The 18,264-nt window shown below is 72.6% G+C and carries 23 protein-coding genes; 10 read left to right on the forward strand and 13 right to left on the reverse strand.

Features of this window, described 5'->3' with window-relative positions; all coding sequences use genetic code 11:
* From AB0C69_RS01525 to AB0C69_RS01535, 3 genes are all read right to left on the reverse strand, one after another.
* Positions 1–2,606: FtsX-like permease family protein (locus tag AB0C69_RS01525; protein ID WP_360348330.1), on the reverse strand; the 2,606-nt coding region annotated here is incomplete at its 3' end.
* Complete coding sequence (locus AB0C69_RS01530; RefSeq protein WP_360348333.1) at positions 2,603–3,430, reverse strand: ABC transporter ATP-binding protein; 828 nt, start codon at positions 3,428–3,430, stop codon at positions 2,603–2,605. The genes AB0C69_RS01525 and AB0C69_RS01530, both read right to left, overlap by 4 nt.
* Positions 3,431–3,571: 141 nt before the next feature.
* A complete protein-coding gene (locus AB0C69_RS01535; protein ID WP_360348336.1) occupies positions 3,572–3,841 on the reverse strand; it encodes a hypothetical protein in 270 nt (89 codons plus the stop codon).
* Positions 3,842–3,953: 112 nt separating this feature from the next.
* On the opposite strand from AB0C69_RS01535, the gene fdxA reads away from it, so the two are divergent.
* The 7 genes from fdxA to AB0C69_RS01570 all read left to right on the forward strand — a co-directional run bounded on the left by fdxA (position 3,954) and on the right by AB0C69_RS01570 (position 9,322).
* Complete coding sequence (gene fdxA / locus AB0C69_RS01540; RefSeq protein ID WP_131759039.1) at positions 3,954–4,280, forward strand: ferredoxin; 327 nt, start codon at positions 3,954–3,956, stop codon at positions 4,278–4,280.
* A gap of 118 nt (positions 4,281–4,398) precedes the next feature.
* On the forward strand, positions 4,399–5,484 hold the full coding sequence (gene dapC / locus AB0C69_RS01545) for a succinyldiaminopimelate transaminase (protein WP_360348340.1): 1,086 nt from the start codon (positions 4,399–4,401) through the stop codon (positions 5,482–5,484).
* Positions 5,485–5,668: 184 nt separating this feature from the next.
* The gene (locus AB0C69_RS01550) at positions 5,669–6,286 is read left to right on the forward strand and encodes a DUF4178 domain-containing protein (protein ID WP_360348343.1); all 618 of its coding nucleotides are present in this window, start codon (positions 5,669–5,671) and stop codon (positions 6,284–6,286) included.
* 2 nt (positions 6,287–6,288) lie between these two features.
* Positions 6,289–6,795, forward strand: a complete 507-nt coding sequence (locus tag AB0C69_RS01555) for a DUF2617 family protein (RefSeq protein WP_345179892.1) — start codon at positions 6,289–6,291, stop codon at positions 6,793–6,795.
* A complete protein-coding gene (locus tag AB0C69_RS01560; RefSeq protein WP_345179895.1) occupies positions 6,792–7,226 on the forward strand; it encodes a DUF4247 domain-containing protein in 435 nt (144 codons plus the stop codon). Before AB0C69_RS01555 ends, AB0C69_RS01560 begins: the two co-directional genes overlap by 4 nt.
* 27 nt (positions 7,227–7,253) lie before the next feature.
* Complete coding sequence (locus tag AB0C69_RS01565) at positions 7,254–7,694, forward strand: DUF350 domain-containing protein (RefSeq protein ID WP_345179896.1); 441 nt, start codon at positions 7,254–7,256, stop codon at positions 7,692–7,694.
* Positions 7,695–7,780: 86 nt separating this feature from the next.
* On the forward strand, positions 7,781–9,322 hold the full coding sequence (locus AB0C69_RS01570; RefSeq protein ID WP_360348476.1) for a polyamine aminopropyltransferase: 1,542 nt from the start codon (positions 7,781–7,783) through the stop codon (positions 9,320–9,322).
* Positions 9,323–9,338: 16 nt separating this feature from the next.
* Here the strand turns inward: AB0C69_RS01570 and AB0C69_RS01575 are convergent, their stop codons facing one another.
* Positions 9,339–10,049: a MerR family transcriptional regulator gene (locus AB0C69_RS01575; RefSeq protein WP_360348347.1), complete on the reverse strand. Its 711-nt coding sequence runs from the start codon at positions 10,047–10,049 to the stop codon at positions 9,339–9,341.
* A gap of 94 nt (positions 10,050–10,143) precedes the next feature.
* Here AB0C69_RS01575 and AB0C69_RS01580 point away from each other — a divergent pair, with 94 nt between their 5' ends.
* Positions 10,144–11,286 (forward strand): acyl-CoA dehydrogenase family protein, encoded by a 1,143-nt coding sequence (locus tag AB0C69_RS01580; protein ID WP_353832438.1) that lies wholly within the window; start codon positions 10,144–10,146, stop codon positions 11,284–11,286.
* Positions 11,287–11,355: 69 nt separating this feature from the next.
* Here the strand turns inward: AB0C69_RS01580 and AB0C69_RS01585 are convergent, their stop codons facing one another.
* From AB0C69_RS01585 to AB0C69_RS01625, 9 genes are all read right to left on the reverse strand, one after another.
* Complete coding sequence (locus AB0C69_RS01585) at positions 11,356–11,865, reverse strand: N-acetyltransferase (protein ID WP_360348479.1); 510 nt, start codon at positions 11,863–11,865, stop codon at positions 11,356–11,358.
* A 23-nt stretch (positions 11,866–11,888) separates the two neighbouring features.
* On the reverse strand, positions 11,889–12,977 hold the full coding sequence (gene rsgA, locus AB0C69_RS01590) for a ribosome small subunit-dependent GTPase A (RefSeq protein WP_360348350.1): 1,089 nt from the start codon (positions 12,975–12,977) through the stop codon (positions 11,889–11,891).
* A gap of 237 nt (positions 12,978–13,214) precedes the next feature.
* Complete coding sequence (locus tag AB0C69_RS01595; protein ID WP_360348353.1) at positions 13,215–14,219, reverse strand: metallophosphoesterase family protein; 1,005 nt, start codon at positions 14,217–14,219, stop codon at positions 13,215–13,217.
* 46 nt (positions 14,220–14,265) lie between these two features.
* The gene (locus AB0C69_RS01600) at positions 14,266–14,775 is read right to left on the reverse strand and encodes a GNAT family N-acetyltransferase (RefSeq protein ID WP_360348356.1); all 510 of its coding nucleotides are present in this window, start codon (positions 14,773–14,775) and stop codon (positions 14,266–14,268) included.
* A gap of 145 nt (positions 14,776–14,920) precedes the next feature.
* Complete coding sequence (locus AB0C69_RS01605; RefSeq protein ID WP_360348359.1) at positions 14,921–15,220, reverse strand: VOC family protein; 300 nt, start codon at positions 15,218–15,220, stop codon at positions 14,921–14,923.
* Positions 15,221–15,296: 76 nt separating this feature from the next.
* On the reverse strand, positions 15,297–15,566 hold the full coding sequence (locus AB0C69_RS01610; RefSeq protein ID WP_345179913.1) for a DUF1905 domain-containing protein: 270 nt from the start codon (positions 15,564–15,566) through the stop codon (positions 15,297–15,299).
* A 16-nt stretch (positions 15,567–15,582) separates the two neighbouring features.
* The gene (locus tag AB0C69_RS01615; protein ID WP_360348362.1) at positions 15,583–15,948 is read right to left on the reverse strand and encodes a VOC family protein; all 366 of its coding nucleotides are present in this window, start codon (positions 15,946–15,948) and stop codon (positions 15,583–15,585) included.
* A gap of 74 nt (positions 15,949–16,022) precedes the next feature.
* Positions 16,023–16,679 carry a GNAT family N-acetyltransferase gene (locus tag AB0C69_RS01620; RefSeq protein ID WP_360348365.1) on the reverse strand — a complete coding sequence of 219 codons (657 nt, stop codon included), beginning with the start codon at positions 16,677–16,679 and terminating at the stop codon, positions 16,023–16,025.
* Positions 16,680–16,681: 2 nt separating this feature from the next.
* Positions 16,682–16,813 carry a hypothetical protein gene (locus AB0C69_RS01625; protein WP_360348368.1) on the reverse strand — a complete coding sequence of 44 codons (132 nt, stop codon included), beginning with the start codon at positions 16,811–16,813 and terminating at the stop codon, positions 16,682–16,684.
* A 91-nt stretch (positions 16,814–16,904) separates the two neighbouring features.
* On the opposite strand from AB0C69_RS01625, the gene AB0C69_RS01630 reads away from it, so the two are divergent.
* Complete coding sequence (locus AB0C69_RS01630) at positions 16,905–17,411, forward strand: VOC family protein (protein ID WP_360348371.1); 507 nt, start codon at positions 16,905–16,907, stop codon at positions 17,409–17,411.
* A 25-nt stretch (positions 17,412–17,436) separates the two neighbouring features.
* Positions 17,437–18,255 carry a TipAS antibiotic-recognition domain-containing protein gene (locus tag AB0C69_RS01635; protein WP_353832427.1) on the forward strand — a complete coding sequence of 273 codons (819 nt, stop codon included), beginning with the start codon at positions 17,437–17,439 and terminating at the stop codon, positions 18,253–18,255.
* Positions 18,256–18,264 lie beyond the last annotated feature (9 nt).

Here is an 18,264-nt window from a genome sequence, read left to right on the forward strand (position 1 = left end):
CGCTCGAGCAGGCGCCGCAGGGCTACGCCGAGTTCGACCGGGGCGCGGCGCGCAAGTACATCCTCGACCCGCACGGCCTGGTGGGGGCCGCGGCCGCCCGCGACGGCGCCGCCTGGACGGGCGCGCAGCAGCGACAGGGTCGGCAGGAGCGTGGCGGCCAGGGTCAGGGCGAGCGCGGCGGCGATCACCGTGGCGAGGATCCACGGGGAGCCGTGCGGGACGGGCGCGTCCAGGACGCTCAGGCTCAGCGGGATCAGCGTCGCCGCGGCGACGAGCGCCCCCGCGGCGAGCCCGGCCGCGGTGACCAGGACGGCCTCCACCGCCATCATCCGCAGGACCTGCCGGCGGGCCGCGCCGACCAGGCGCAGCAGCCGGAACTGGCGGCGCCGCTCGCCGACGGCGAGGATCTGGGCGTTGACCAGCGCGATCGCGGCGTAGCCGACGACCACGGCCAGCACCAGCCAGGACATCCACGCCTGCGTGCGATCCTGCTCGGCGCGCAGCGCGGACAGCGCCGCCCGGTCGACCACGCGGAGGCCGGGGCGCCCCTGGGCGAGCGTGCGGGCGAGCCGGTCGCGGTCGGCGCCCGGCCGGACGGACACCATGATCTGCGGGACGAGCCCGCCGCCGGTGTGCGGCAGGAGGGTCGCGGCGGGCAGCAGCGCGGTCTCGTATCCGGGCCGCGTGCGGACGGTGGCCACGAGCCTGAGGGCGGCCCGGCTGCCGTCGCCCAGCCGCATCGGGACCGTGTCGCCGATCCGGTAGGGGGCGGCGAAGCGCTCCGGCAGCGCGACGGACGCGCCGGCGAGGGCGTCGAGGCTACCGCCGGTGGCGCGGTACGCGGTCGTCCGGGTCACGCCGGCGGCGGTGACCCCCAGCAGCGCCATCGCCGGAGGCTGCGGGGCGCCCTCGCCCGCGTCGCCCTTGTGGACCAGCGGCCCCGCCAGTTCGGCGGGCTCGATGTAGCCGGTGCTGGTCACCTGGGCCGAGGCGGCCGCGACGCCGGGCCGCCGGGCGATCCAGTCGACGGTGTCCAGTGGCAGGCCGCCCGCCGGGGAGGTGACCGCCAGGTCGGCGCGGAGGTTCTCCTGGAACACCGCGCGCGCCCCTTCGGTCTGGGTGGTCTGCATGTAGGTCAGCGCGAGCGCCAGCCCGGTAGCCAGCATGACCGGCAGGATCGCGCCGGTCAGCCGCGAGGTCCCGGCCCGGGCGTTCTCGGTGGCCAGGTACCCGGCGCAGCCGGTCGCGGCGCGCAGCGGCCGGCGCAGCGCCGCCGTGACGGCCGCGGCCAGGACGGGGCCCAGCAGCGCGAACCCGGCCGTCCACACCATGGCGGCGGGGGTGGCGACTCCGGCCGCGTCGGGGCCGTCCGAGCCGGCGGTGCCCCAGGCGAGCGCGGCGCCGCCGGCGAGGAACGCCAGCCCCAGCGCGAGGCGGACCCGGCTGAACCGGCGCGTCTCCCGGGACGCCTCGGCGAGCGCCTCGACAGGCCGGGTGCGGGCCGCGCCGTGGGCGGCGACGACGGCGGCGCCGAGCGCGGTGAGCAGCGCGGTGCAGGCACCGGCGACGACCGGGACGATCCCGGCGCGGTAGGCGAGCGTGTCCGGCACCACCCCGGCCTCGGCGAACGCGGCGAGCAGCCACCGCCCGACGTGCGGGCCGGGCAGGCAGGCCAGCCCCGTGGCGACCACCGCCAGCAGCATCGTCTCGCCGACGATCAGGCGGCGGATCTGGCCCGGAGTGGCGCCGACCGCCCGCAGCAGCGCCGTCTGCGGCCGCCGCCGCCGGATCGACAGCCCGAGCGTGGCGGCCACCACGAACACCGTCACCATGGCCGACAGGCCGCCGAACGCCGCGGCCAGCGGGATCAGGTCCTCGCCCTCGGACATGACGTCCGGGTTCTCGGCCAGGCCCCGCTCGTCGCCGGTCAGGACCGACGCCTGGCGGCCGTCCACCGCCCTCTCGACGTCCCGCCGCACCTTCGCGACGTCGGCTCCGGGGGCGGTGAACAGCCCGATCGAGTCGACCTCGCCCGGACGGCCGGCGGCCTGCCCGGCCTCGGCGTCCGGCAGGAAGGCGCCGTTCCCGGCGCCGCCGACGAGCCCGGACACCCGGTACCGCTCGGCACGGCCGCGCACCAGCGCCTCGACCGTCTCGCCGACCCGCACCCCGAGCCGGTCGGACAGCACGATCCGTCCCTTGCCGGACGGCGCCGAGCCTTCCACCAGCCTGTACGGGGCCAGCCGGGTCGACGACCAGCCGTGCCCGGTCAGCCGGCGGCCGTCGCGCGTCAGCGTGACGGGGAACGACACGTCCGCCGCCACGCCGGCCACGCCCGGCACCGCGGCCAGTTCGCCCGCGAGCCCCGCGTCCAGCGGAACCCGCTCGGCGAACACCTCGTCCTTGGCCGTGCCGTGGTAGCGCTGGTCGCCGCTCACCACGATCGGCGCGGCGTCCATCCGCAGCGGCGGCGCCGCCCGGTGGATCCCCGACTCCAGCAGCCCGCCGCAGCCGATCACGATCGCCGCGCCCAGGAACATCCCGACGAACGAGGCGACGAACCCGCCCCGGTGGAAGCGCAGCGTGCGCAGCGCGATCCCGATCACCACAGCTCCCGCACGGTCTCGGCCCCGCCGTCCTCGGCGCCCGCCGCCGCGGGCTCGCTCCGCAGCCGGGCCATCCACTCGGCGACCCGCTCGGGCGTCGGCCGGTTCAGCGCGCCCGCGATCCGGCCGTCGGACAGGAACACCACCCGGTCGGCGTACGCGGCGGCCACCGGATCGTGGGTCACCATCACCACCGTCCGCCCCGCCTCGCGGACGACCTCGCGCAGCAGTTCCAGCACCGCCCTGGCGTTCCCGGTGTCCAGCGCGCCGGTCGGCTCGTCCCCGAAGATCACCGCCGGGTCCGTGATCAGCGCCCGGGCGATCGCCACCCGCTGCTGCTGGCCACCCGACAGCTCCGCGGGACGGTGCCGGCGCCGGTCGCCGAGCCCGACCCGCTCCAGCACCTCCTCCACCGTGCCCCGGCCGGGCCTGCGGCCGGCCAGCCGCAGCGGCAGCGTCACGTTGTCCACCACCGTCAACTCGGGCAGCAGGTTGAACGCCTGGAACACGAACCCGATCCGCTCGCGACGCAACCGGGTCAGCGCCCGTTCGCCCATCGCCGTCAGGTCCGCCCCGGCCAGCCGCACCGCTCCCGACGTCGGCCGCTCCAGCCCCGCCGCGCAGTGCAGCAGCGTGCTCTTGCCCGACCCCGACGGGCCCATCACGGCGGTGAACGACTTCCGGGCCAGCCGGAGCGTCACCCCGTCCAGGGCCGCCACACCGCGCCTGGAACCGCCGTACACCTTGCGCACGGCCTCCAGCCGCACGACCTCCTCCGGCCCGGTCACCGGATTCCCGCTCGCCCGCTCAGCAACTTCCGTCATGCCGTCAATGCTGGTCGCGGGCATGGTGGCGCCGACAGCCTCGACCGGTTGAACCCGTTGTCCACCGATCGGTGGACGGGCGCCCGGAACCTCCCGGGACGAGGCGTCCCGGCGACACGCCGACGATCTTCGGCGCGGGCGCTAGCCCTCGCCGGGCTCCTCGCGGCGGGGGCGCCGCCGGGGCGGGGGCTGCGGCGGGACGACCTTCGCCGCGACCATGGTCGCCTCCGGCACCTCGACGAGCTCGCCGTCGCGGCGGCGCACCGCGAGCGTCCCTCCGGACCATGATTCGAGTACGCCCACGACGTCGCTGTACTCTCCCGTAGGCAGACGGCGGCGCAGCGAGATCCGCTGGCCCACGTCGGCGCCATTGATGGCCACCACCAGGCGTGCGGCGAAGCGGCCGGACATGTAGGGACCCCCATGTCGAATCGACGGCGGCGGGGTGGCCATACTATTCACAGCGAGCTTGCGGTGAGCCGTGACGTGCGGCGGGGCCGGAAATCCGAGAGGAGTCACTGACGTGACCTACGTCATTGCGCAGCCCTGCGTGGACCTGCTCGACAAGGCATGCATCGAGGAGTGCCCGGTCGACTGCATCTACGAGGGGAAGCGTCAGCTCTACATCCACCCGGACGAGTGCGTCGACTGCGGTGCGTGCGAGCCGGTCTGCCCTGTCGAAGCCATCTACTACGAGGACGACGTCCCCGAGCAGTGGAAGGACTTCTACAAGGTCAACGTGGAGTTCTTCGACGACCTCGGCTCGCCCGGCGGCGCGTCCAAGGTCGGGAAGATCGACAAGGACCACCCGATCGTCGCCGCGCTGCCCCCGCAGAGCCAGGACGACTGATCTCGGGCGGGTCTGGAGCGCTCCGCACGGGAGCGTTCCGGGGCCCGCCTTCGCCGGGAACCGGGCCGTGGTCGGGGACGACCGCGGCCCGGCGGGTTTCTCCAAGGAGGTATGGGCGTTGTTCACGCTGCCGGACTTTCCGTGGGATCGGCTCGCGCCGTACAAGGAGCGGGCGCTGGCGCACGCGGACGGCATCGTCGACCTTTCTGTCGGAACGCCCGTGGACCCCACGCCCGAGTTCGTCCGCCAGGCCCTCGCCGCCGCGTCCGACGCGCCCGGCTACCCGCAGACCTACGGGACCCCGGAGCTGCGCGAGGCGGTCGCGGGATGGCTGCGGCGCCGCGCCGGCGTGACGGCCGCCGACCCCGACGCCGTGCTCCCCGTCATCGGCACCAAGGAGCTCGTCGCCTGGCTGCCGACGCTGCTCGGCGCCGGCCCCGGCGACAAGGTCGTCTTCCCCGCGCTGGCCTACCCGACCTACGACGTGGGGGTCCGGCTCGCCGGGGCCGACCCCGTCGCGACCGACGGCACGCTCGCGCTCGGCCCGGTCTCCCCGAAGATCGTGTGGGTGAACTCGCCGTCCAACCCGACCGGCAAGGTGCTGCCCGCCGAGCACCTGCGCAAGGTCGTGGCGTGGGCGCGCGGCCGCGGCGCGGTCGTCGTCAGCGACGAGTGCTACCTGGAGTTCGGCTGGGACGGGGACAACCCGCCGATCTCGATCCTGCACCCGGACGTCTGCGAGGGCTCCCACGAGGGGCTGCTCGCGCTGAACTCGCTGTCCAAGCGCTCCAACATGGCGGGCTACCGCGCCGGGTTCCTCACCGGCGACCTCGCGCTGGTGAAGCGGCTGCTGGAGGTCCGCAAGCACGCCGGCATGATCGTCCCGGCTCCGGTGCAGGCCGCGATGACCGTGGCCTACGGCGACGACGCCCACGTCGACGAGCAGCGGGCCCGGTACGCGCGCCGCCGCGCCGCGCTGCGCGAGGCGTTCGAGCGGCACGGCTTCCGCATCGAGCACTCCGAGGCGTCCCTGTACCTGTGGGCCACGCGGGACGAGCCCTGCTGGGACACCGTCGCCCACCTGGCGTCCCTCGGCATCCTGGTCGGTCCCGGCGAGTTCTACGGCCCCGGCGGCGCCCGGCACGTCCGCATCGCCTTCACCGCCACCGACGCCCGCGTCGCCGCCGCCGTCGCCCGCCTCTGACCCGCCGCGCCCGCCCTCGGCCTCGGCCGGTTCCGGTCCGGGCGTCCCGCGCGGTGATTCGGGAGTTGCCGGGCGAAACCGCATCTCCTTTTGATACGTCTGATCGCGGTATGGGCCGGACAGGCCACAGTCGGTAGGATCCGCAGGTCTGTCCCCCTTGAACGGACGAAACGATGGAGGTGCCGTGGGCAAAGCGGCGATAGTGGTCCTGCTGGCACTGATCTTGATCGCCTTGGTCGTGCTCATCGTCGTCCTGCTGCGGCGCCGCTCGGGCGCTCCGGCGCCGGCGCCCGCCCCGGCCGTCCCGCGCGACCCGTTCGCCGCCGAGGACCAGGTGGCCGGCGACCCGCGCACGCTCAAGGCCGGCGACATGGTGGAGTACCTCGGCACCCGCTACTTCGTCCGCGGCTCGCTGCGGCTGAAGGAGGGCGGCTTCACCTGGAGCGAGCACCTCCTGGACGCCGACACGATCGAGGGCGCCAAGGTGTGGATCTCCGTCGAGGAGGACCCCGACCTCGAAGTCGTCTGGTGGAACGAGTACGAGATCGGCGACCTGCGGCCGGGGGAGAAGAGCATCGTCGTGGACGGCGTCGAGTACCGGCGCGACGAGCACGGCACCGCCGACTACACCAGCGAGGGCACGACGGGCGTCGGCGTGCAGGGCCGCGTCGAGTACGTCGACTACGAGGGCCCGCGCGGCAGGTACCTGTCGTTCGAGCAGTACGGGGGCGGCCAGTGGGAGGCGGGCCTCGGCGAGCGCGTCCCGGCGGGATCGATGACGATCTACCCGGGCGGTAGCTGACCTTGCAGGCCACCCTCGACACCCCCTACGCGGACGCCCGCGCCGACGGGCTCTCGTTCGCGCTCGGCCTGCCGCCGATGGACGCGCTCGCCGTCCTGCCGGTGGAGCGCGCGGGCCTGACCGTGGAGCTGCGACTGCTCGGCGCGTCCCACCAGGTCATCGCCGGGCCGCTGAGCGAGACGGTGGCGTGCCTGCCCGGACGCGCCGACCCGCTGCCCGGCCACGCGGCGGCGAGCGTGCCCGGCTGGGCGTACGACTTCGCCGCGACGACCGCGGCGCACAGCGACGGGACGGCGTTCGCCCGCGCCGTCGAGGCCGTGTGCGCCCGGCTCGCGGACCGCGGTGACGCGCTGACCGGGGCCTTCCCCGGATCCCCGCACGCCGTCACCGTCCTTGCCTTGGAGGACACGGCGGGGCAGGAGGCAGCGCTCGGATGGCGCACCTGGCACGCCTACCCGCAGACCCGGGAGATCGTGATGACGCGGAGCCGGCTGGTGAGACCCTCATGAACAGCAGATACCGGGTGGCGGGCGCGGTGGCCGCCGCCGCCCTGACCGCCACGGCGCTCGGCGGCTGCGGGAAGTCGCAGTCGTCCTGGATCGCCGACAAGTACACCAAGGTCGGATACGACACCTACCGGTCGCCGAAGGCCCCCCAGACGGTCGCCTCGGAGATCGGCCGCAAGTTCAAGCCGATCGACCGGGTGGACGACCTGGCCACCATGGGCGCCAACGGCGGCATCTTCATGCGCTACCCGAAGCTCGTCGTCGGCGTCCTGCCGAACGGGACGGGCAGCCGGATCACGGTCGACAACCCGCGCGGCGGCTACAGCCGCCACTACTCGCACGTGAGCGGGCGCTGGAGCAGTCCGGGCAGCAACGGATGGACGAGCAGGGGCGCCGCGTCCTTCCGCGGCGGCGGACCCGGGTCGGGCAAATGACGCGGTCGGGCAGATGAGGAGCGACACATGAACGACGACATCCTTCACGAGATCGGCGCGACCTTCGCCTACGGCGCGGTCGGCATCGCCCTGATGGCGCTCGGCTACCTGGTCGTGGAGGTGACGACGCCCGGCAAGCTCGGCAAGCAGATCTGGACCGAGGGCAACCGCGGCGCCGCGCTCCTGCTGGCCGCCAAGCTCCTCGGCGTCTCCTTGATCGTCACCACCGCGATCGTCACCAGCGACAGCGACCTTTCCGAGGGGCTGGTGGACACCGCCGTGTTCGGCGGGATCGGCATCGTGCTGATGATCGTCGCGTTCTTCCTGCTGGACGTGCTCACCCCCGGCAAGCTCGGCGCGACGCTCGTGGACGGGGGCGGGACGGCCGGCGCGATCCACCCGGCGGGCTGGGTCGTCGCCGCCGCCGACCTCGGGGTCGCGGCGATCGTGGCCGGGGCGGTCTCCTGACGTCCCGCGATCTGGACCAGGCCGTCCGGCCGTCCGGCGACCCCTCCCCGGAGCCGTCCCGTCCCGAGGGGGACGGCCCGGGGAGACTGCGCGTCCCGGCGCGGGCGGCGCGGGCGCTGGTCCTCGCGGCCGTGTTCGCGTGCGCGGCGTGCGGCCTGGTGTACGAGCTGGCCCTGGTCGCGCTCGGCAGCTACCTCGTCGGGAACTCCGTCACGCAGGCGTCGATCGTCCTGTCGGTGATGGTGTTCGCGATGGGCGTCGGCTCGCTGGCCGCCAAGCCGCTGCAGGGCCGCGCCGTGGTGGCGTTCGCGGTCGTGGAGGGCGTGCTCGCGCTGATCGGCGGCGTGTCGGTCCTCGTGCTGTACGCGGCGTTCGCCTGGCTCGACCTGTACGTCCCGGCGCTGGTGGTGGTGGCGTTCGCGGTCGGGGCGCTGATCGGCGCTGAGATCCCGCTGCTGATGACGCTGCTCCAGCGGATCCGCAGGCAGGACGCCGGGTCGGCGGTGGCCGACCTGTTCGCGGCCGACTACGTCGGCGCGCTGATCGGCGGCCTGGCGTTCCCGTTCCTGCTGCTGCCCACGTTCGGGCACATCAAGGGCGCGCTGCTCGTCGGCGTGGTGAACGCCGTCGCCGGGATGGCCGTGGTGATGTGGCTGTTCCGCCGCGAGGTCGGACGCGCCGCCCGGATCGCGCTCGCCGCCGGCATGGTGGCCGTCCTCGCCGCCCTCGGCGTGACGTACACGCTCGCGGACGGGTTCGAGGTGTCGGCGCGGCAGGCGCTGTACGACGCCCCGATCGCGGTGGCGAAGCGCACCCCCTACCAGGAGATCGTCATCACCCGGCGGGCCGGGGTCGGCCCCTCGGACCTGCGGCTCTTCCTGAACGGCGACCTCCAGTTCTCCTCGCTGGACGAGTACCGCTACCACGAGTCGCTCGTCCATCCGCTGATGTCGGGCCCGCACGGGCGGGTGCTGATCCTCGGCGGCGGGGACGGCCTCGCGCTGCGCGAGGTGCTGCGCTACCGGGACGTCCAGAGCGCGACGCTGGTCGAGCTGGACCCCGAGATGATCCACCTGGCCCGGACGTACGGACCGCTGGAGTCCCTCAACCGCCGCTCCTTCGAGGACCCGCGCGCCCAGACCGTCAACGCGGACGCGTTCTCCTGGCTGCGCGGCCTGGACCGGCAGTTCGACGCGGTCATCGTGGACATGCCCGACCCCGACGACGTGTCCACCGCCAAGCTGTACTCGGTCGAGTTCTACGGGATGGTGAAGCGGGCCCTGGCGCCCGGCGGGCGGATCGTCGTGCAGTCCGGGTCGCCCTACTTCGCGCCCAAGTCGTTCTGGAGCATCCAGAAGTCCGTCGCCGCCGCCGGCCTCGCGACCACCCCCTACCACGTGGACGTGCCGAGCTTCGGCGACTGGGGGTTCGTCCTGGCGTCCCCCGGGAAGCGTCCCCCCGCGCTGGAGCTGCCCCGGGACGTCCCCGGCCTGCGCTTCCTCGACGGGCCGGTGCTCCAGGCGGCGGCGGTGTTCCCCAAGGACCGCCGGACCCGCGACGTGGACGTCAACACCCTCGTCCACCCGCGCCTGGTCGAGTACGAGGGCCAGGAATGGAAGAACTCCTAGCCGCCGACCGCCCGGCCTAGTCGGGCACCGACCGGCGGAGCGCCCGGTCGACCGCCCGCTGGAACGACGTGACCAGCGACTGGATCATCAGCGGCTTGAGCTTCCCGGCCATCTCCATGAGCCGCTCGCGCTCCCGCGGTTCCCGGCCGCCCGCCCGGTAGGGGCGGACGACGGTGTCCCGGAAGACCTGCTGGAGCTCGTCGGCCAGCGCGGTCGTGTGCCGGTCCACGGCCTCGTACGAGGCGACCAGCGTGTCCAGCGGCAGCGGGAGCGCGGCCAGTTCGGCGCTGACGCCGAGCAGCGCGGGGCTGACGACCCGCACCTCGCCCGCCGGGCCGTCGGGGAGCCGCTCGACGACGCCGAGGGCCTCCAGGCGTGCGATCGTCTCGTCGTCGAGGTGGCGTCCGGCGCGACGGTCCAGCTCGTGCCGGTCGAGGTCCTCCGGGCGCTCGGGCGCCCAGGGGGACAGCAGGGCGCGCTGGAGGGCGAGGTCCTCGGCCGGCGCGTCCAGCGGGATCCGCTGGAGGTGCTTCTCGATCGAGGCGAGCGTGAGCCCGAGCGACTGGAGCTCCCGGACGAGTTCGAGCCGCGCGAGGTGGTCGGCGCCGTAGAGGCCCGTCCTGCCGCGCAGCCTCGGCGGGGGCAGCAGGCCGCGCCCGGCGTAGAACCGCACGGTCCGGACGGTGACCCCGGCGCGCGAGGCCAGCTCGTCGACGGTCAGCTCCATGCCGCCTCCCTGTATGTGACAGCACCAGTGTTACATTAATCGTGTATCAGCACGCACTTACTTGTCGGCACGCACTCAGTAGGGAGACCGGCGGATGGGACGCGACATCTACACCGAGGAGCACGAGGCCTTCCGCGACATGGTGCGCTCCTTCATCGCCAAGGAGATCGCGCCCCACCACGAGCAGTGGGAGAAGGACGGGATCGTCTCGCGCGAGGTCTGGCTGGCGGCCGGGCGCGCGGGCCTGCTCGGCATCGACATGCCGGAGGAGTTCGGCGGCGGCGGCGACCCCGACTACCGCTACTACGTGATCTTCAACGAGGAGCTGGCGAAGGCCGGCGTGCACGGGCCCGGCTTCGCCGTCCACAACGACATCAACGGCGGCTACCTGCGGCAGCTGTGCAGCCCCGAGCAGCAGAGGCGCTGGTTCCCCGGCTACTGCTCCGGAGAGATCATCACCGCGATCGCGATGACCGAGCCCGCCGCCGGGTCCGACCTCCAGGGCATCAGGACCACGGCGCTGAAGGACGGCGACCACTACGTCCTCAACGGCTCGAAGACGTTCATCTCCAACGGCATCCTCGCCGACCTCGTCATCGTCGTCGCCAAGACCGACCCGTCCGCCGGGGCCAAGGGCGTCAGCCTCCTCGCCGTCGAGCGCGGCATGGAGGGCTTCGAGCGCGGCCGCAACCTCGACAAGGTCGGCATGCACGCCCAGGACACCGCCGAGCTGTTCTTCGACAACGTCCGCGTCCCGAAGGAGAACCTCCTCGGCGAGGAGGGCATGGGCTTCATCTACCTCATGCAGAACCTCGCCCGCGAGCGGCTGTCCATCGGCGCCACCGCGCAGGCCGCCGCCGAGACCGCCTTCGAGCAGACCCTGGAGTACTGCAAGACCCGCGAGGCGTTCGGCCGTCCCATCGGCAAGTTCCAGCACAACCGGTTCACGCTCGCCGAGATGAAGACCGAGCTGACCGTCTCGCGGTCCTTCACCGACGAGTGCATCGTCAAGGAGGGCCGGGGCGAGCTGACCCCCGACGAGGCCGCGATGCTCAAGTGGTGGAACACCGAGCTGCTCAAGCGGGTCGTGGACCGCTGCGTCCAGCTGCACGGCGGCTACGGCTACATGACCGAGTACCCGATCGCCAAGGCCTACCAGGACGTCCGCATCCAGACCATCTTCGGCGGCACCACCGAGATCATGAAAGAGATCATCGGCCGCGGCCTCGGAATCTGACCCCACCGCCCGCGGAACGCCCCGCCCGGGGCGGTGGTGCCCCGAGGGGTGGGGCACCACCGGGTGGGGTCAGACTCCGAATGCGGCGGGGTAGTGGATGGTGCCGGTCGGGACCGGGCGGGCGTCGTCCAGGGCCAGGGCCATCATGGCCTCGTCCGGGACCTCGAAGGGCGCGCGGACGCCGAAGCGGGAGGCCGGGACGAAGCCGAACCGCGGGTAGTAGCCGGCGTGGCCGAGGACCAGGACGAGGTTCTCTCCCATGGCCCGCGCGGCGTCCAGACCGGCGCGGATGGCGGCCGAGCCGGCGCCGGTCCGCTGGAACGACGGCAGTACGGCGCACGGAGCCAGGGCGAGCGCGGGCTCGCCGTCGACGTGGCAGCGGGTCAGCAGCGCGTACCCGGCCGGGGTGCCGTCGGGGGTCGTGCTGATCATGGACAGGCCGTCGATCCACGCCTCGGGGTCGGCGCGCAGGGTGTCGACGATGCGGGCCTCCTCGGCGGTGGGGAAGGCGGCCAGGACGATCTCGCGGATGGCGGGCACGTCTTCGGCGGTCTCGGAGCGGGTGATCCAGGCGGGCATGGCGGTCCTGTTCTCGATGGAGGTCACTGCTGGCGCTCCCTGAAGCGGTAGGTGGCGCGCAGGTGCTGCGTGATGTTCTTCCTGGCGGCCTCGCGGTCGGCCCGCAGCCGCGCGTCGGTGCGCGAGGCGGCGTAGGCGTTCTCCCGCAGGAGCCGGTGATAGCTCTCCAGCCGCCGCTCCGGCACCGTCCCGGCCTCCACGGCCGCCAGGACCGCGCAGCCCGGCTCGCTCATGTGCGCGCAGTCGGTGAACCGGCAGTCCTCAGCGAGCCGCTGGATATCGGCGAAGGTCTGCTCCAGCCCGTCCTGGGCATCGTGCAGGCCGATCGAGCGCAGGCCCGGGGTGTCCAGCAGGACGCCGCCGCCGGGCAGCGGCAGCAGTTCCCTCCACGCGGTGGTGTGCCGGCCCTTGCCGTCCGTGGCGCGTACGGCGCCGGTGGCCAGAAGGGGCTCGCCCAGCAGGGCGTTGCCCAGAGTGGACTTGCCCGCCCCCGAGGGGCCGAGCAGCACGACCGTGCCGGTCAGGACGGCGGTCAGGACGTCCACGCCCTCCCCGGTCGCGGCGCTGGTGACCAGCACGTCCACGCCGGGCGCCACCGCTGACACCTCGGCCTGGGCCGAGACCGGGTCGGCGCCCGCGTCGGCCTTGGTGAGCACCACGACCGGCTGCGCGCCGCTCTCCCAGGCCAGGGCGAGCATCCGCTCGGTGCGGTCGTGTTTGAGCGGGGCGGCCAAAGACACGGTCACCGCGACCGTGTCGACGTTGGCGGCGAGGACCTGCCCGTGCGAGGTGCGCGACGCGCTGGAACGCACCAGGGCGGTGCGCCGCTCCAGAACTTCGTGCAGCATCGCGGCATGGTCGGCGGTCGCGGGACGGAGCGCCGCCCAGTCGCCGGTGCACGGCGCAGCGAGCGGATCACCCTGCCGGGCGGCGGGGATCTCCGCACGGACGATCCCCGCATCGGTGACCGCCTCGCACAGGCCGCGTTCGGCCCGCACGATCCGGGCCGGGACCAGCCCGGCGGCGTGATGAGGCGTGAAGGCGTGCTCGTACGCATCGTCCCAGCCGTACCGCGCCAGAGGGCGCGGCTGGGTGGAGAAAGAATGAGACAACGTGAAGACCCTTGAACGAGGGCCCCGATCGGCACAGAGCGCAACCGCCCGAAAACCGCTAGGGCTTCGAGGGGGTTGTGGACGTCAGGTCAGACCAGGGCCCGGGACGTGAGGATGGTCCGGCGGGCGCTGCACACGGCAGCGGCCTTCGCGGCGCTCATCAACCTCACCTCCCGTTTCTCGTCCCGTAGCCGACACGTCGTCTATGCGATCGCAACGCTACCACGCAGCGACGCTTCAGCCGGGCAGGTCGGGAGCGACGACTCCCAGGGCGGCCGCCACCTCCAGCGTCCTGCGCGGTGTCGCGCACCGCCTGGCCAACGCGGTCTGGTCGAGCCGCCCGCCGCGGGCCTGGAACAGCACCGGCGCAACCGGATGCCGCCGCATCTCGTCCGGGGTGAGCTCCATGGAGACGCGGTGCGCCGCATCGACCAGAACGGGAGCCAGGGCGCGCAGCCGAGCGGCCCACTCCTCGACCGCCCGGAGCCATTCCCGCGACGCCGCATCGGACGTGCCGGAGAACCGGGCCGCCTTCTCGCTCAGCTCCGACCAGGCGAAGTCACGCCACGGCTTGGCCTTCAGGACCGGCAACTGCCACTCCCGCTTGACGGCCGACCAGTGATCGGCGCGTGCAGCCACCGAGTGGACCGTGAACCCCGGAACGCACAACGCGGTGAGGTTCCAGCCGTGGCAGGCGCCGGTGTCGAGCCCGAAGACCCTCCCGTCGCGGATCAACGGCTCCCGGCCGGTGACGTGGTGCCCGAACACGACCGGCTTGTCGTCGGTGTAGCGGTCGTGCCAGTGGCCGTCCGGGAACAGCGCGGCGAGTTCCCGTTCGCCGCTGGTCGAACCGCAGAGGATCTCCTCCCGCTGGACGGCGAGAGGCGCACCGGGGACCAGCGCCGCATGCACGACCCGGACGTCCCCGCTCTCGAAGAAGTACGGGAGCGTCCGCATCCACTCGACCGTCTCGGCGTACTCGTCGCCCAGTTGCAGGCGCGTGATCTCCTGCGCGTAGGAGAAGATCCCGCGCACGTGCTTGCGCTCGTGGTTGCCCATGACCACGACCGAGTTCGGACGATCGCGGAAGAACCCGACGACCTTCCCGGGCGCCGGACCCCGGTCGACCAGATCGCCCACGCTGACGAGGAGGTCGTCCGGCTGAAGTTCCACCTTCTCCAGCAGATCGATCAGCTCGTCGAAGCAGCCGTGAACGTCGCCCACGATGACGGTGCGTCCCACCCGCCGGAGCCTAGGCAGGCGCCCCTCTCACCCGCAAAGCAATATCTCAGGTCGAACTCGGACGCTGGCCGTAGACGTGGACGGTCTGGCCGCGGTACTGGATATCGCGCAGGTAGTGGTGACCGATCCGCTCTGCGACGGCGATCGAGGGGGAGTTGCCCGGCAGAATGACGGAGACCACTTCCTCTGCCTCCAGCTCCCTGAAGCAGTAATCCACAGAAGCGCGGGCCGCCTCCGTGGCGTACCCCTTCCCCCAGTGCTCTCGCGCCAGGCACCAGCCGACGCCCAGCCCCGGGAACCCGTGCGGCTGCCAGGGCCCGGCGCGCCCGACGAACCGGCCCGTGGCCTTCTCCACCAGCGCCCAGTGCGAGTAACCGCGCATCTCCCGGTGCCCGATGAACAAGGCGAGACTCCGCCAAGCATCAGCAGGCGAAGTGCCGACGCTCTCCGCCAGCCTTCCCGCGACCTGCGGATCGGCGAGCATCGCGGCGTAATCGGCGAAGTCGTCACCCGTCAGCGGCCGCATGACGAGCCGCTCCGTCTCCAGCACAACCATGATCGAAGTATCCGCCGGACGCCGGGCGTCCGCACCCGCCCGACGGTTCCGGCGCGAGCCGGGCTCGGCGGCTCTAGCTTCGTGCCACGAGTTGCTGGACGCTCCAGCCGTTGCCGTCCGGGTCCTCGAAGAAGACGAAACGGCCCTAGGGGAACTCCTGCACCTCGCTGACCTCGACACCCCGTCCGGCAAGCTCCGCTCGGGCGGCGTCGGCGTCCGAGACCACCAGTTGCAGGCCCTGGAGGGAGCCGGGCGCCGTCTCGACGACCCCCTCGCCGAAGGCGATCGAGCACGCCGACCCCGGCGGCGTCAGCTGAACGAACCGGATCTCGTCGCTCACCCGGTGGTCGTGGTCCAGGACGAACCCGGCCTTGTCGGTATAGAAGGCCAGCGCGCGGTCCACGTCCGAAACGGGCACCGCGACCAGCTCCAACTTGAAGTCCATGCTGTCGTTATATCCCGCCCCCTCCGGCGCGGTGGCGGAGGGGGCGGGGCCGCGTACCGGCCGCCGGCCGTACCGCCTAGGGTTTCGACCACTCCTGGAGACGGACGGTCACGGTGTCTCCTTCCTGCTTGCCGATCGCCTTGCGCACGTCCGCCTTCACCGGCAGTTTGTGGGTGCCGTCCCCCAGGGCCATGAACGAACTCTGGAACGGATGGCCATCGATCGTGCCCCGTACGCTCACCCGTCCACGGGTGCCGAAGAACTCGGCCGACTCGGGCCATACGACATAGGTCCAGCCGCCTTTGCTCGGGCTCTTCTGCATATGCGCAGTGAACTGCTTGTCCATCGCCGTCACCGTTCGTTCAGGAGTCCTGGATGAGAATGAGGCTGTTGCCGTCCGGGTCGCGGACGGAGAACATCGGCGGCACTCCCGGTCCCATTCGCATGACCTCCGCATCCACGTCGACGCCTCGTGCGCGCAGGGCCGTGTGGTCGGCGTCGGCGTCCGTGGTCGTCAGGCGGATACCGGCCGGAATCTCTCCTGGAACGAGCGCGATGGTCGTCGTCGCTCCCGGTGGTGCCACCTCGATCCAGCGACCGGGCCCGAAGGGCACGTCCCGCCGTATTTCGAAACCGAGCTCATCGACGTAGAACTCGGTCGCCTTCTGCTGGTCGGTGACGCGGATTCCGACCGTGGCGAGCTGGGTGATCCGGGTGGTCTCGCTCATCCCATGCCTCCGCTCTCTTGGGGTCACCAAGTACGACCAGGGCCGAACGGAAAACTCATCGCGGGGCGATCGCCTCAGGGCCCGTCTGGTCGAGGGGGCCAGATCATCGTCTGCTGGTGCATCCGCCTGCCGTCGTACCGGAAGCCGGGGACGAGCGGGGTCGGGCCGTGTTCGACGAAGCCCATGCGCCGGAAGAACCGTACGGCGCGGGTGTTCTCGACCAGGGTCTGCAAGTGGCAGCCGGGCGAGCCGGTCTCCCGGAGCCGGTCGAACCAGCGGTTCAGCAGCGCGTCGGCGGCACCGGTGCCCCGTGCCTCCGGTGCGAGGTTGATGTGCAGGTGCGCGGGCCTGCGGGGGTCGCGGAACCCCCACGCGGTGGGCTCCCGCCGCAGCGCGACCGACGCCGCGTCGAAGGCCGCACGCGCGAAGAAGGGGGCGGTCCTGGGACGGAAGACCAGTCGATACTTCCGGATGGCCCGACCGACGCGCTCGCTCTCACTGGGGAACTTCGCGCTGTCGAGGCACCCCGTCAGGTAACCGACGAGGGCTCCGTCGAGCACGGCGACGAAGAGCGAGTCCGGTGCCAGGTCCATGTACGGGTCCAGGTAGATGGCCGCTTCGGAATCCTCGTGGCCCCACCGGCCGGCGCTCGGGGACGCTTCACCCGCGCGCCGGAACAGCCTGCGCAGCTCCGCGCGGTCGGTCTCCCTGAAGGAGCGCACCTTGATCATGATCAGCCCGCACAGGCGACGAGGGTGCGGGTGGCGGGCGGCTCGGCCAGGCCCGCCCGGACGCCGGTCGGCGACGCCATGGGCTCCAGCGTGCCGACGCGGTCCGCGGTCGACCGCTCCTCCACCGTAGTCATTTCCTTTACAACGCTCCCAGCGCGATGCCCCATTCCGAGGCGTCCTGTCCGGGCTTGACCCTGACGTTGCGTCAGGCTCCACGCTGAACGCATGAGCGACTACTTCGAAGCGTTCGAGGTCAGCCCCGTTCCTCCGCCCGGGCCTGACGCGACGCCTCCCGAGATCTACCGGGGTATCTACGGCATGCCGATGTTCGTCAACGTGCCGACGTCGGACCTGGCCGCGTCCGCGGACTTCTGGGTGCGCGGGTTCGGTTTCATCGACCTGTTCACGATCCCCGGCCAGGTCACGCACCTTCGCCGGTGGAGGTTCCAGGACGTCCTGCTCGTCCCGACCGGCGCCCCGCCGGCCCCTCCGGCGGTGAGCGTCACCTTCTCCTGCGTGCTGAGCCAGATCGACGAGATCGCGCAGGCGTGCACCGCGCTGGTGCCCGGATGCACGGCGGGACCGCGGAAGACCCCCTGGAACACCGTGGATCTGGAGGTCATCACACCGGAGAACGCCCGTGTGATCATCACCGCGGCCCGTGCCCTCGACCCTGACAGCCCCGAGGCGCGCGACCTCGAAGCGGTCGGAATCCCCCTTCCCCAGGGGTGAGACCTCGCATGTCAGACTCGGCGGCGTGACCGACGACGCAGGGGACGATGCCGCGGGCGCCGGCGGGCTGGCCGTCGGGGCCGTGGCATCGCACGCGGGGGTCACCGTCCGCACCCTCCACCATTGGGACGCGATCGGGCTCGTCCGCCCGTCGGGACGGACCGCCGGCGGTTACCGGCTCTACTCGGCGGCGGACGTCGCACGCATCCACCGGGTTCTCATCTACCGCGAACTGGGTCTGTCCCTCGACGACATCGGTGGTCTTCTCGCGGCTCCGGCCGCCGACATGACCGTGCCGCTGAGGCGGCAGCGCGCCCAACTCCTCGACCGGATCTCCCGGCTGCAGGCGATGGTCGACGCGGTCGATCGCCTGATCGAGGCCGCGAGCGCCGGCATCCTGCTCTCCGCGGAGGAACAAGTCGCGATCTTCGGGCGGCGGTGGCAGCCGTCATGGCTCGCGGCCGCACGCGACCGGTGGGGCGACACGGCTCAGTGGGCGCAGTCCGCCGAGCGCGCCGCGGGCAGGACCTCAGAGGACTGGCAGCAGATCGCCGGCGACGTCGCGACGCTCGAGAACGACCTGGCGGCGGCCAAGCGCGCCGGCGTCAGGCCGGGCAGCGCCGAAGCCGACGCTCTGGCCGAACGGCACAGGGCCTCGATCGGCGAGTACTTCGACTGCACCCATTCGATGCAGGTCTGCCTGGGGAGGAGATACGCCGCCGACCCCGGCTTCGCGGCCTACTACGACGCGATCGAACCAGGCATGACCGCCTGGCTCCGCGACATCATCGACGCCAACGCCCGCGCCAGAGGCATCGACCCGGACACGGCGACCTGGACCTGACGCGCCGCC

The organism is Actinomadura sp. NPDC048032 (assembly GCF_040653175.1).
GTDB classification, from domain to species: domain Bacteria; phylum Actinomycetota; class Actinomycetes; order Streptosporangiales; family Streptosporangiaceae; genus Spirillospora; species Spirillospora verrucosospora.

Bases quoted from the DNA above. Each gene is read 5' to 3' on its own strand.
- AB0C69_RS01530 (WP_360348333.1), bottom strand. From the start codon at position 3,430: ATGACGGAAGTTGCTGAGCGGGCGAGCGGGAATCCGGTGACCGGGCCG.
- AB0C69_RS01535 (WP_360348336.1), bottom strand. From the start codon at position 3,841: ATGTCCGGCCGCTTCGCCGCACGCCTGGTGGTGGCCATCAATGGCGCC.
- AB0C69_RS01560 (WP_345179895.1), top strand. From the start codon at position 6,792: ATGAACAGCAGATACCGGGTGGCGGGCGCGGTGGCCGCCGCCGCCCTG.
- AB0C69_RS01565 (WP_345179896.1), top strand. From the start codon at position 7,254: ATGAACGACGACATCCTTCACGAGATCGGCGCGACCTTCGCCTACGGC.
- AB0C69_RS01575 (WP_360348347.1), bottom strand. From the start codon at position 10,049: ATGGAGCTGACCGTCGACGAGCTGGCCTCGCGCGCCGGGGTCACCGTC.
- AB0C69_RS01580 (WP_353832438.1), top strand. From the start codon at position 10,144: ATGGGACGCGACATCTACACCGAGGAGCACGAGGCCTTCCGCGACATG.
- AB0C69_RS01585 (WP_360348479.1), bottom strand. From the start codon at position 11,865: ATGCCCGCCTGGATCACCCGCTCCGAGACCGCCGAAGACGTGCCCGCC.
- AB0C69_RS01600 (WP_360348356.1), bottom strand. From the start codon at position 14,775: ATGGTTGTGCTGGAGACGGAGCGGCTCGTCATGCGGCCGCTGACGGGT.
- AB0C69_RS01605 (WP_360348359.1), bottom strand. From the start codon at position 15,220: ATGGACTTCAAGTTGGAGCTGGTCGCGGTGCCCGTTTCGGACGTGGAC.
- AB0C69_RS01610 (WP_345179913.1), bottom strand. From the start codon at position 15,566: ATGGACAAGCAGTTCACTGCGCATATGCAGAAGAGCCCGAGCAAAGGC.
- AB0C69_RS01615 (WP_360348362.1), bottom strand. From the start codon at position 15,948: ATGAGCGAGACCACCCGGATCACCCAGCTCGCCACGGTCGGAATCCGC.
- AB0C69_RS01620 (WP_360348365.1), bottom strand. From the start codon at position 16,679: ATGATCAAGGTGCGCTCCTTCAGGGAGACCGACCGCGCGGAGCTGCGC.
- AB0C69_RS01625 (WP_360348368.1), bottom strand. From the start codon at position 16,813: ATGACTACGGTGGAGGAGCGGTCGACCGCGGACCGCGTCGGCACGCTG.
- AB0C69_RS01630 (WP_360348371.1), top strand. From the start codon at position 16,905: ATGAGCGACTACTTCGAAGCGTTCGAGGTCAGCCCCGTTCCTCCGCCC.